Annotated in this window: 8 protein-coding genes, 1 pseudogene and 1 riboswitch; of the genes and pseudogenes, 3 read left to right on the plus strand and 6 right to left on the minus strand. The window is 38.7% G+C overall.

Features of this window, described 5'->3' with window-relative positions; all coding sequences use genetic code 11:
- The first annotated feature begins 801 nt into the window (after positions 1-801).
- Complete coding sequence (locus tag RCG17_RS12800; protein WP_308175508.1) at positions 802-1,959, plus strand: M20 metallopeptidase family protein; 1,158 nt, start codon at positions 802-804, stop codon at positions 1,957-1,959.
- Positions 1,960-2,043: 84 nt separating this feature from the next.
- On the opposite strand, the gene RCG17_RS12805 is transcribed toward RCG17_RS12800, so the two are convergent.
- The 6 genes and pseudogenes from RCG17_RS12805 to RCG17_RS12830 all read right to left on the minus strand — a co-directional run bounded on the left by RCG17_RS12805 (position 2,044) and on the right by RCG17_RS12830 (position 10,333).
- Complete coding sequence (locus RCG17_RS12805; protein WP_308175509.1) at positions 2,044-3,246, minus strand: phosphoglycerate dehydrogenase; 1,203 nt, start codon at positions 3,244-3,246, stop codon at positions 2,044-2,046.
- Between the two features lie 387 nt (positions 3,247-3,633).
- Positions 3,634-4,650, minus strand: coding sequence for an RNA-guided endonuclease IscB (iscB, locus tag RCG17_RS12810; protein WP_308175510.1), 1,017 nt, complete (start codon positions 4,648-4,650; stop codon positions 3,634-3,636).
- Positions 4,651-5,001: 351 nt separating this feature from the next.
- A riboswitch (ZMP/ZTP riboswitch) is annotated at positions 5,002-5,081 on the minus strand.
- Between the two features lie 118 nt (positions 5,082-5,199).
- Positions 5,200-5,874: pseudogene (locus RCG17_RS12815) on the minus strand (response regulator).
- A 13-nt stretch (positions 5,875-5,887) separates the two neighbouring features.
- A complete protein-coding gene (locus tag RCG17_RS12820; RefSeq protein WP_308175511.1) occupies positions 5,888-7,030 on the minus strand; it encodes a sensor histidine kinase in 1,143 nt (380 codons plus the stop codon).
- A gap of 14 nt (positions 7,031-7,044) precedes the next feature.
- Entirely contained in the window at positions 7,045-7,578 is a 534-nt protein-coding gene (locus RCG17_RS12825; protein WP_308175512.1) for a CcdC protein domain-containing protein, read from the minus strand.
- A gap of 523 nt (positions 7,579-8,101) precedes the next feature.
- The gene (locus RCG17_RS12830) at positions 8,102-10,333 is read right to left on the minus strand and encodes an MMPL family transporter (RefSeq protein WP_308175513.1); all 2,232 of its coding nucleotides are present in this window, start codon (positions 10,331-10,333) and stop codon (positions 8,102-8,104) included.
- Between the two features lie 113 nt (positions 10,334-10,446).
- On the opposite strand from RCG17_RS12830, the gene RCG17_RS12835 reads away from it, so the two are divergent.
- On the plus strand, positions 10,447-11,073 hold the full coding sequence (locus RCG17_RS12835) for a TetR/AcrR family transcriptional regulator (RefSeq protein ID WP_308175514.1): 627 nt from the start codon (positions 10,447-10,449) through the stop codon (positions 11,071-11,073).
- Positions 11,074-11,192: 119 nt separating this feature from the next.
- Positions 11,193-12,722, plus strand: a complete 1,530-nt coding sequence (locus tag RCG17_RS12840) for a vanadium-dependent haloperoxidase (protein WP_308175515.1) — start codon at positions 11,193-11,195, stop codon at positions 12,720-12,722.
- The last annotated feature ends 203 nt before the right edge of the window (positions 12,723-12,925 follow it).

Raw genomic sequence — 12,925 nt, forward strand, 5'->3', positions numbered from 1 at the left:
TTTTTGTATATTTCCTTGTTTTAACGGATGTGTACATGTACGTAAACACGTTTACTCTATTGTATACAATTGTTTACAAATCGTAAACACGTATACGTAATATGTTTACAATAGTAAACTTGTATACATTTTTGTAGACGAAAAATGAGACGAAAAATTTATCTTTGGAAAAATCATTTAATACTCACAACTTGGGATAAAAAGAAACACCGAATGAAAGTACACATACTTGTATACACGTTTACTATGTTGTTTACGATTGTAGACAAACCCGTAAACATGCATACCGCTATGTTTACAACATCATGACGGCAATAAAGACCTATTTATATTTGTAAAGGAAGGAATAACCTCAACCCTTCCTCTCCCTTTTAATACAGATTTTTGAATAAACGTTTTATACTTTCCATCTTTAGTCGGGGTAAAATTCAGCAGCATTAGAAACCTAATGAATACACTGATTCTTATAAGAAGTGAGCTTTGTTTTTTCGAACTAAACTTGATCAGGAATATGGCAAGATATCGATTCTTTTGCAAAGTGAGTGAAAAGCTATTCATCAAAGGATGTGCACACATTTGTTTACATGTACACATTTTCGTTTACAAAAGTATACAATTCGTAAACATGCAAACATTTATCGTATACTTGTCTACATATTTGTACACAAAATAATGGACACTGATTTTGTTGTGGGATCATTTCTCTCCTCCTCTTATATTTAAGTTGTACTTGCAATATTTTTGAATATGGATTACAATTTAATGCATAAATATACAAATCTATTATAGGGGATATTCATCATGTTACAAATAAGATTCGTAGATTCGGAACTAAAAAAATGGGCTATTGCACAGCGCAGACATTTTCATATGCATCCAGAGCTTTCTGGACAAGAACACAATACATCGCAATATGTAAAAGAAAAGTTGTCGGAATTTGGCATTCCTTTAGATGCACGTTTTTCGGCACCGAATGTGATTGGCTTTCTAAAGGGAACGGAAGGACATAAAACGATCGCCCTTCGTGCAGACATGGATGCACTGCCGCTTAACGAGGAAGGTGACAAGCCATACCTTTCGACTGTTCCTGGTGTCATGCATGCTTGCGGCCATGATGGACATACCGCCATTTTACTATCTGTTGCAAAATGGATGAGCAGCAATCAACACTTAATTAAAAATAATATTATTTTTATTTTTCAAAGCTCTGAAGAAGCCTCACCAAGCGGCGCACAGAAACTTGTTCAAGAAGGCGTATTGGAAAATGTTGATGAGATTTATGGCATTCATTTAATGTCTAACCTTGAGCTTGGAAAAATAGGTTTTCCGACTGGCCCGGCGAAGGCATCATGCAATGATTTTGACATCATCATCAAAGGAAAAGGCGGACACGGCGGCGTTCCGCAGGATACAGTGGACCCCATTTACATTGCCAGCCATTTGATTCAAGCTTTCCAATCGATTGTCAGCCGCAATTTAAACCCATTGCATGCTGGGGTAATTTCCTTTGGGGGGATGCAGGCAGGCAACTCATATAACGTTATTCCTTCGGAAGTAAGGCTGCAAGGAACCATTCGGGCAATGACTTTTGAGGCTGCAGAAATGATGCAACAAAAAACAGCTGGGTTGACTGAAGCGATTTGTGCAAGCTTTGGTGCCAAAGGAAACTATACATTTATTGAAGGTACACCGCCATTGTACAATCATCCTGAGGCATGTGAATTTGCCAAAGGAGTGATTGAAACCACATTTGGAGAGGGAGTTTTTACCCCGATGGATCCGGAATTAGGTGCTGAGGATTTCGCCTATTATTTGCAGGAAAAGTTTGGTGCATTCATTCATGTAGGGATGAAAAGTGAAAAGAGTCAATATCCGCACCATCATCCAAAATTTGATATCGACGAAGAGTCCATTCCAGCTGCCATTGAACTGATGATTCAATTAGCATTAAACGCATAGGTTATAACGGCACGTTTCTTTTTAAAGAAACGTGTTTTTTGGTTAAAAAAAAGCCCCAAACTATAAAGTTTGGGACTCTCTAAATTATTTAATAATACGAACGTTAACAATACCACTAATTTGACCGATTTTTTCTTCTAAGGCTGGAATTACTTCACCATTTACTTGATCTTCAATATCAATCATCGTATAGGCATATTCTCCACGGCTTCTGTTCACCATGTCAGCAATATTCAAGTTGTAGTTCGAGATTGCAGAAGTGATTTGACCAACCATGTTTGGAACGTTTTTATGAAATGCAGCTACACGTGTTTTTCCTGCATACTCCAAGAATGCATTCGGGAAGTTTACAGAGTTTTTGATATTTCCTGTTTCAAGGAAATCTTTTAATTGGCGTGCTGCCATAATCGCACAGTTTTCCTCTGACTCTTCTGTAGATGCTCCAAGGTGTGGAATTGGAACAACGTTTTTCATTTTTATAACTTTTGCATTTGGGAAGTCGGTAACATACTTGCCAACTTTTCCGCTTTCAAGTGCTTCACCCATATCATCTTCGTTAACTAGTTCACCGCGAGAGAAGTTAAAAATGTTTACTCCATCTTTCATGATCGCAAACGTTTCTGTGTTAAACATTCCTCTTGTGTTATCCGTTAATGGGACATGTACGGTAATATAATCAGAGTTAGCAAATAACTGTTCAATCGTCATTGCTCGTTGAACATTGCGAGATAAATTCCAGGCAGTATCAACAGAAATAAATGGGTCAAAACCAATAACATCCATATCCAATTCAAGCGCATCATTGGCAACGCGTGCACCAATTGCTCCTAAACCAATTACACCCAGCGTTTTACCTTTAATTTCTTTTCCAACGAATTGTTTCTTGCCTGCTTCTACTAGTTTAGGAATTTGGTCACCTTCACCATCTAACGCCTTAGTCCAAGTAATACCATCAAAAAGGTGACGAGATGAAGCCATTAAGCAAGTTAAAACAAGTTCCTTAACAGCGTTAGCATTAGCTCCTGGAGTATTGAAAACAACAATTCCTTGCTCCGTGCATCTTTCTACTGGAATATTGTTAACACCAGCACCTGCACGTGCAATTGCTTTTAGATTTTGATCAAATTCCAAAGAGTGCATGTTAAAGCTGCGAAGCATAATAGCATCAGGAGTTTCGCTGTTATTGTCGATCGTGTAATGATCTTGATTAAATACATTCAGCCCAGATTTTGCAATGTTATTTAAGGTCTTTATAGTTTTTACTTGGTCTACAGTAATTGTGCTCATTTTTGTTTCTCCTCTTTATTTTTAATGTGAAAAAATTAACAAAATCTCCTAAACTGGGATAAAACAAGAAAGTTCCTCGTTTTGAGCTATCCACTGGTAACAAAAACTGTAATAAAGCGTACACTAACCTAATTTTGGTACCAGTATTTTTTCCTCTATAATTACTTATATTTATAACCAATAAATTTTATTAAAGCGCCATATTAATGTAAGCCTAGAAAGGCCATACCTTTTCAAAATCTTTCCCTCTATTGTTGTCATGTTACATTCATTCTTATCTGGATATAGTGCGGTAATATACGCCAAATACCTCTCTCCATTACGTTTCGTATACTTAACAAAATCTCGGTGATAAAAACCATAAATCGTGTCGATTTTCTTTTGGGATCATTTTCTCATTGGTTTTATAACCCAATTTTTGATATCACATTGTTTAGGCCTAACAATTGAGCCAGAAATAACAATCGCATCATTGGCATGTGTCTTTTCAACTCCCCAATCAATGCGTTTATTTGCGGTATCCCCACCTGTAGTCTGAGAAACTGGAGCTATATTTTTTAACTTAGTTTGGAGAAAAGTTTTTCCTTGCATCACATGCATTGCATCAGCAAAAATGATTTTTCTGCTTTTTATTTTTTGGTAGAATCTCTTAGTATGAGCTAACTCATCACTTGTAACCTTTTCATGACAAACAGAACACAGGGTGATTAAGTTATGAACAGAATCGCTCCCACTTAATCTTCTTGGAATAATGTGATGTACTTCTAGTCGAGTGTTTGTCAATCCACAATCCTGACAAGTATTTTGATCACGAAGTAACACCGCTTTTCGAATATTTTCATCTAAGCGATTGCTTTGTTGATATTCCCATCTGTATGGTTTATAGCCTTTTTCCAATGCGCGAATATCAATGAAAACATCTTCTAAATAAATATGGTCGATTCTTATCCATTTCTGAAGTTGTTTGACCACTCTTAAAATAGAATACTTCTTTTGTTTGATACTTGTCGGAATTCGTCCCTCCCGTTTGGAGGAAGAACGATTGTCAAATCGGGCTTGTCTGTATTTTTTATGCTGTCTTCTGTATCGACGGTATCCTTTCCTTACAGACATTTTTTCTTTTACATCTGTCCGTAGTTCAATTGTTCCTTTTAATACAGGTTTATTTCTGGTCTTACACTTTTGTACTAAAGCGATCCCTACAAATTTCGATCCATCATCAATCCCTAGATGCACTTGTGAAGTGTCGATTTCATCTCCAGGGATCTCTTTTTTTAGTTGAATCACCATAGGAAATTTACTTTTCAATACAGTTTTTTGTTTTCGGATTAAGTACCATGCACGATTTTCTTTTGTTGGAGATAACTTGTTGCCTTGTGAATCTACCACAAAACAATAGGTCATTTCTGACCAACCTCCATTATGGGATTTTTCCTCCTTGCCAAAGTCAATGGACAGGACATGTTATTTCGGTGTTGGGTTTCCAAACCCTAGGAAACGGTCTTCCTCATAACTAACAGAGCAGCAGACTGGTGGACACATCCACAGGTGTTTCTTTACCTTATCCACTAACGTAGTTCATCATGCTATTTCCTTTTCAGGAAACTACACTCACTTAGGCTTGAAAGCACGAAGCAGTCTCATACAAAATGACTGGGTTTCATTTTAATACGATTTAGATGTATTTGATATGGTTTTTTCTTAAACTGATTCGAGCTCCTATTAAACATAAAAAGGTAAGGAGTACTGCTTCCCTACCTCTGCCCAGGCGAACGGCTTTCGACACTATATGCTCCCTCGCGGTATTCCGCGTTTCGCCAGTTACATATAGTCTTTTAAATTTATTTCATTTTAACAAATTTTCTATCAATATACAACTTTTTAATCCTCTTAATCTGAATTTTTTGTAAAAAAATGCGGTAGTAATTTTTGGATTTGATGTGAGCCTTTTTGTTACTTCACCATTCCATTGCGTAGAGCCGTTACTACCACCTGTGTCCGATCTTCACAGCTAAACTTTTGCAGGATCCGATGCACATGCGACTTGACGGTGCCCTCGGTGATCATTAGTTTCTTGGCGATCTGATCATTTCTTAAACCATAAGCCATTTCTTGCTAAATTTCCTGTTCTCGTTCTGTTAAAGACTCAAATGACGATGGAGATTGTTTTTCTTGAAAAACAAAGTACGTTCCCGTTGCAATTCTTGATAGAGCAGAAGCAGCTAAGCTCGTTCTATATACCGCCTCACCGCGAAATGCCGAACGAATCGCATCCAACATATCCTCTACATCCGCATCCTTCAACAAGTAACCCACAGCTCCTGTGCGAATTCCTTGGTATATGTACTCCTGATCATCAAAGGTCGTTAAGATAACAATCTTTGTTTGTGGCAGACGCTTCATGATTTCTTCTGTCGCTTCAATTCCTGACATGGATGGCATCTGGATATCCATTAGAATAACATCTGGCTGGGATTTAAGCGCCATTTCAACCGCTTCTTTTCCATTTGTTGCTTCACCGCTAAGCTTCATATCATTTTGTAATCCAATTACATATCCAAAACCTTGCCGAATCATCACCTGATCATCAACGAGCAAAACATGTATCCTCTCTTCAGCTGGCAAAATGAATCCCTCTTTCCTATTGCGGAATCGCTGCAATTATTTTGAATCCATGTGGTTCAACAGTCGAGTATTTTAGCTGTCCGCCTTTTTCTTCAAGTCTCAGCCTCATGCCCTTCAATCCGAAGCCCTCGGTAACTTTTTGACCTTTTTCCAATTTACCATTATCTTGAATGCTCAGTAACACAAGATTTGACTCCTTTTTTAGCATGACATTCACCTCAGTGGCTTGGGAATGACGAATAATGTTGGTGAGAGCTTCCTGAAGTACTCTAAACAAAATTCCATAGACCTCATCATTTATATCCTCTTCGTTTATTTCTGATTGAAATTGATATTGAATAGTGGAAGTTGACTCCATGCGCGAAAGCAACGCTTTTAATGGGATGACTCCTGAACTGGACTGGTCATCTGCTAAAGAATGTACAGAAATGCGAATATCGTGAAGGCCCTGACGAGCAACAGCCAACATTTCTTCAAGTGATTTTTCAGCTTTCTCGGGTTCTTTTTTTAACATAAATTTTAATGCCTGCATTTGAACGATTAACGATGTCAAGCTATGTCCAATAGCATCATGAATGTCTCGGGCAATCCGCGTCCTTTCCTCCAAAATGGCATATTGCATGGCAGTCATTGAGGCCTCCTGTAGTTGATTATAAGCCTCTTGAAGTTCCGCCAGATGCTGCTTGTCCAATTCAATCATTTCATTACGCTGCATTCTGGTACGGATTAAAAAGTACAAAATGATGGAGAAGAGAATGAAAGATAGGATACTAAAAAAATTATCACTTCCAAAGCGGATATAAAGCATGGCTGTGACAAACATGGCAGCCATGCCCGTAATGGGGGACTTTGATAAAGATAATTGCATCGAAATGGAGATCATCACGATCGTTAGAAAATAAATCAGTTTGACGTCATGATTCCAAACTAATCCTGCACTGACTTCAATGGCAACTGCTGATGCTGCGATAATTAGACGTGAAGTAGTCCACTTTGATTTAGGAAAAGTCAGGATGACGGTAAATGTTATCCCAATCAAGATGTTTAAAAGAACCTTTGGCATGGAGCCGTAAAAAAGATGGTTCACGTACATTAGGATTAAGATAATGAGGCTGCTCACTAGCTTTCTTTTAAATGATTGGTATTCTATTATCGACATCCTGATTCACTCCATTAATCTGTCTGTAACATACGTTTTTGCTTGCGCAGTAAGAAAATATAATAAATGACATAGTAGGCGAACATGATTAGCATAAGTCCGGCTGTCCAGGAATTTCCCATCGCCCCACTCATATTTTGGAAACTATTCGCCTGTCCTTGCTGGTAACTGGATAAACCGCCTTGGGAATATAAAGAATAAAAGCGGTAAAAAAGCCGTGCTAGAAAAATAACCGTAACAGTGCTGCCAATCCAAGTGTTTGGACGGTAATACAGCCGTCCATCCCGTTGTTCAAAGTTGGTAATATTAGCGCTATAGTAAGCCAATACAACTCCAATCAGAATCCCGATTATATCGGAAATAAAGCTTATTGGGTGGGAAATCGAACCTGTTGTAAATAATAGGCCAACGACCAATAATAATATTGTCCGAAACACTAAATTCCCTTTTCTAAGCTCCTGCCAGCCGATATTGCGGCGAACACGCCGATAGATACTAAAAATGATGGCTGCCGCTATGATAATAATGCTGTAAAAATGTTGATTCATTTTGGTTCCTCCCCCAAAACAATATTTTTACCTAAAGTATTATCCAATTATTACCTTAATACCTTTTTTCTCTCCAAATAAAGCAATACTTTATGCTCATTTTCATAAAGCATCTCCTTTTGTGAATCGACTAACTCTAGATAGATTTTTTAATAAAACATATCTATCTAGAGTTAGATATCTGCTGAACCAATTCAATTACCATTGGGCTGTTTTTTTCTTCTTCTCGGGTATTGATAAACATTCTCTATTCCCTTGGGTCTGTGATTTTCTCTTCCTCAGGCATCGATGAGCCTTCTCAATTCCCTTGAGCCTAATTTTTTCTCCTCATCGGGCATTGATGGACCCTCTCGATTCCCTTGAACCCGAATTTTTCTCTTCATTGGGCATTGATAAACTTTCTCAATACCCTTGAACCTGAGTTTTTCCGTTCTTCGGGCATTGATGAGCACTCTCAATTATCATTAGTCCTCCCTAAAAAAGGCAGTCTCCGCTCATTAAAGGAGACTGCCTTTCATCTATTCTATAAACCAATTTCCTTATTCACTTTTTCTTCCTGCTTTTTCCACAGTTTTCCCGGCCAAAATGCATATCGGCCAAGGACGGTTGTGATGGCTGGAACTAATAGTGGACGCACCACAAAGGTATCAAGAAGAACACCAATGGCAGTTACGAGCCCGAATTGCAGCAAGACTTGAATAGGCAGAGTTGCTAAAACAGCAAAGGTTCCTGCTAATATTAGACCAGCGGAGGTAATGACACTGCTCGTTTCACTAACGCCATTCGCTATTGCTTGTCGGTGCGGCTGGGTACATTTGTTTTTCCATATACTTGAAATCATAAAAATATTGTAATCCTCGCCCAGAGCGACCAAGAAAACAAAGGCATATAACGGAATCAGAGCTGATATTGCTGGCTGCCCCAGCCCATTATGAATTAAGAGCCATCCTGCTCCTAGAGCAGATAAATAGGATAGTAAAACAGTAATAATCAGATAAACCATCGCCACTACCGAACGTAAATACATGAGCAATAGTGCAGCAATAATCACTATCACGACTGGAATAATTACCTTCATATCATGATTAGTTGCCTGTTGTGTGTCATAGAGTTTTGATGTTTCCCCGCCGATCCAATAATGTTTTGGGGGATCAATGCCTGATTTAGATAAAGTGTCAGAAACCCTTTTTGAAATAACTGCGATTGAGTCGACTAATTTTGTATCGTACGGATTTCCTTTTAAAACAACGTTATAGGATTGATAGTTTGCATCTTTCTTTCCTTTTACCGGGTCCTCAACATGGTCCACGAAAGAAAGTTTGCTAATCTGCTCTTTTATTTGAGGATCCTTACCCTCCGAATTGACAATGACTTGAACAGGCGCTAAATCGCCAGGAGCGAAATGCTTTGTCATTAATGTAAATCCTTCAAGTGAGGGCATATCCTTAGGAAATGAATCTAACAAGTTTTGCGTATATTGAATGTTTGGAACTGACAACGCCAATCCACCCAGAATGACAACACTCAAGATGATAACTGTCCATGGCTTTCCAACCACAAAGTTCCCTAATTTCCTGCTAAATTTACTATGTGCCACACGTCTGCGATATTTCTTGCCTTTCTTAGCCTCCAATTCCGCCAACATTTCCTCTGTTCTTGGAATAAACGGGAAAAACGATACTCTTCCAAAAATCGCGAGCAATGCCGGGAGCAAAGTTAAGGCAGTAATGCCCATAATAAGAATGGCTAAGCTAAAAGGAACCGCAAATCGCTGAAATGACCCAAACTGCGCTAACAATAAGGTACATAAGCTCAATACAACTGTAATGGCGCTCACCATAATGGCGCCTCCTGAATGCCTGATTGCCTTCTGAAGAGCGATAAATTTATCTGATTCCTCAAGCAAGCATTCTCTGTATTTTGATACTAAAAATAAGCAATAGTCTGTTCCCGCGCCAAATAAAAGCACGGTCATTATCGAGGTTGCCTGGGAATCAACGGTAATAATGCCCTGTTTAGCTAAAAATCCAAGAACTGGTCCTGCCAATCCATTTGCGAATACTACTCCAATAAGCGGGATAATAGCAAGAATGGGTGAGCGATAAAGCAGAATCAACAAGATTAGTACAATTAGAATTGTCGATATTAATAACGTAACATCCGCTTTGCCAAAAAGCGCTGTTGCATCGGTTGCAATCGCTACGGGCCCTGTAAAACGAACATGCAAGCCAGCATCACTTAAATTTTTTTCAAAATTGAGGTTTGATTTCTGCGCTCTTAAATAGCTTTTTAAGTCAGTCTGATTGGCAGCCAAATCATCTGTACTGGCTTTCTTTTTCATAAAAATAGGAGTCACAATTGCTGTTCCATCTTTAGAGGCATTTGATTTCAAAACTTGACTCGGTACATTGCCGAGCGGCGGAATAAAGTTTTGGGCTGACAATGGGTCTTTATCCAAATGTTTATAGAGATTAGTTATTAATTGATAATCCTGATCCGTTAATCCGCCATCACGGTACCAGACAAGGAGCAACGGTGTCCCTGTATTATTTGGAAACTGTTCTTTTGCCACTTTTTCTGCTTGGACAGAAGTGACATTGCTTGGTAAATCTGATGCCCCATTATTCAACACTTTATTTACATTTGGAAAAATGGAGGAAAGCAAGCCGACCACAATAATCCATACAGCAAGTGTTACCCATCTTCCTTTGCGGCTGGAAACAGCCTCAACAAAATGAATGAGAATATTTTTCACTATTCTTCCCCATTTCCTTCTGGAATTGTTTTTTAGCTAAAATTTTTATATCATTAATTATATATACTGGTTAGTTAATTTTCAAAACTTATTTCTTAAGGCGGGCAGATAAAATGGCAAAGGAAAAAACACGCCGAGCACTCGGCAGACCGAAAGCATCAGGAAATGAAAGACCAACAAAAGAAATCATCCTGCAGACAGCTACCCACCTCTTTTTAAGGGATGGCTTCCAAAAAGTTTCCGTCGATGATATTGCCAAAGAGGCCGGCATGACCAAAGCCACTGTTTATTATTACTTTGAAACAAAAGCAGAGCTGTTTAAAGAAGCCATGGTAAGCTTAATGGAGCGAATTCGGGGGCATATTGTTCAATTTCTAAGGACTGACGAACCTTTATATGACAGACTTTACGATGTCATACTTGCTCACTTGCAGGCAACAAACACGTTTGACTTGGAAGGCTTTATGCGTGAATCGAGAACTTCCCTTTCAATGGAACAAATTCAGGAAATAAAAATTGCCGAGGAAAATATGTTTGACAGTATTGAACAAGCATTCATAGAAGCCATGGAAAAGGGGGAAATCCCCAGCATTCACGCAAAGTTTGCCGCACATTCCTATATGGCCTTAGCCAAGGTTGGAAATTACAAACAAGCGGATGGCACTTCTTTTTTTTCAAGCATTGAGGAAACAGCAAAGAACATCTTACATGTTTTTTGGTGCGGATTTTTTGATCAATAATCCTCTCAATAAAATCAAAATAAAATAAATTGTTTAAGCGAATCTGCCTGTTTGTCCATTCTTTTGATTTTATCTTTCATACAATATTGTAAAATCATAGAGAAAGGATGTACCCTTAATTGTTTATTATTTCTTGCTTAATCGGTCCTATTTCACTAGCAAAACGTTACTTAAAGGCATTTAGAATTCGAGAGAAAGCTGCTAAATATTATAAACAACTTCCTCTTTACTCCCATGCTTGTAATGGTGATGATATAAGATATTCAAATAAAATGGCAAGTTTTTCAAAAGCACTGCCACATAACAAACATGGTGAAGTTGATTGCCATGCGTATAAAAAATACATGGAGGCCTTAAAAACAGGAAACCATAATGATTTTGAAAAAATACCACTTGGGGGAACTAGTAAATTTGTTAATCCACAAGCCGCATATTCATATGAGTTAGTCGGACCAGATAGTCATCAATTAGTGATCCCGCCACCACCTTCCTTCCATAGTGCGGAAGCAGCCTCTGAAATGGTGGAGTTATATTGGCAGGCCCTCACACGCGATGTTCCTTTTAGCGAATATGCTACTGATCCTTTAACAATCGCCGCAGCCAAGGAACTTTCTAGTTTAACCGAGTTTCGGGGTCCAAAGTTCAATGGAATCGTCACTCCAAACCTTTTATTCCGTGCTAACCTTCCTGGGGCTATAGATGGGCCATACATTTCACAATTTCTTTGGATGGACATCCCTTATGTTGCTGCGACAATCAAACAGCAGTATCGCTCAACCCAATCGGGCGATAACCATTTAACCTCCTATCAGGATTGGATGGATGCGCAAAACGGCACATTAGTTCAACATGATGTTGATTATTCCACGCCTCGATATCTTTTAGATGGACGGGCTTTAGCAGAATATGTTCACCATGATTATTCTGTTGAAGATGGCTTAACGCCATGTTTAATCCTCTTGAGTTATGGCAGACAGGCATTGGCCCCTTCAAAACCTTATCATCATTCTGACACCCAAGTTGGATTTGCTGATTTTGGATCCCCTCATATTTTAGATTTTGTAACTAGAGCAGCACGGCCGGCACTGGAAGCAGCATGGTTTCAAAAATGGCTCGTCCATCGCCGTCTCCGTCCAGAGGAGTTTGGCGGAAGAATCCATCACAAATTAACGGGTGCTGCCTTTTATCCAATTAATCACGAGGTATTGAACTCAGAAGCTGTCTTTCGGGTGTATAACAAATATGGCACCTATTTTCTTCCACAGGCCTATCCAGAAGGCTGTCCTCCTCATCCTTCCTATCCTTCAGGACATGCAACCTTTATTGGGGCAATGGTAACCATGCTAAAGGCATTCTTTAATGAGGAATTCGTCATTCCAAATCCAGTGATCCCCTCTAAAGATGGAATGTCCCTAATTCCTTATAAAGATGCGCCGCTTACCGTTGGCGGAGAGTTGAACAAGCTTGCCTATAATATTGCTCTTGGACGGGACACAGCTGGGGTTCATTATCGCAGTGATGGGGTTAATGGGTTAAAGCTCGGTGAAATGGTTGCTATTGGCATCCTAAGAGATTATCGGGAAACCTATCATAAAGAATTTAAAGGGTTCTCTCTAACCACATTCGATGGGGTTAAGATTACTATCTAAAAATATAACTGCCCCTTAGACATTGCCAAATGATCACAGCCAAAAACTAAAATAGGTCTTAAGTCTTAAGAAAATTCCTTCCAGAGCCGTTTATACAACTTTATTGATTTCGGTACAATATCTTTATCGATTAAAGTTTTTAATTGTACATTGAAACTTTTTTCGCGGGAAGCCGTATATTGTATTACCAATATAGATAAAAA

Origin of the sequence: Neobacillus sp. PS3-12 (assembly GCF_030915385.1) — a bacterium.
Classification (GTDB): domain Bacteria; phylum Bacillota; class Bacilli; order Bacillales; family Cytobacillaceae; genus JAEVLT01.

What these genes read in the sequence shown, in the direction of transcription:
- RCG17_RS12800 (WP_308175508.1), top strand. Translation starts at nt 802, where the DNA reads ATGTTACAAATAAGATTCGTAGATTCGGAACTAAAAAAATGGGCTATT.
- RCG17_RS12805 (WP_308175509.1), bottom strand. Translation starts at nt 3,246, where the DNA reads ATGAGCACAATTACTGTAGACCAAGTAAAAACTATAAAGACCTTAAAT.
- iscB (WP_308175510.1), bottom strand. Translation starts at nt 4,650, where the DNA reads ATGACCTATTGTTTTGTGGTAGATTCACAAGGCAACAAGTTATCTCCA.
- RCG17_RS12820 (WP_308175511.1), bottom strand. Translation starts at nt 7,030, where the DNA reads ATGTCGATAATAGAATACCAATCATTTAAAAGAAAGCTAGTGAGCAGC.
- RCG17_RS12825 (WP_308175512.1), bottom strand. Translation starts at nt 7,578, where the DNA reads ATGAATCAACATTTTTACAGCATTATTATCATAGCGGCAGCCATCATT.
- RCG17_RS12835 (WP_308175514.1), top strand. Translation starts at nt 10,447, where the DNA reads ATGGCAAAGGAAAAAACACGCCGAGCACTCGGCAGACCGAAAGCATCA.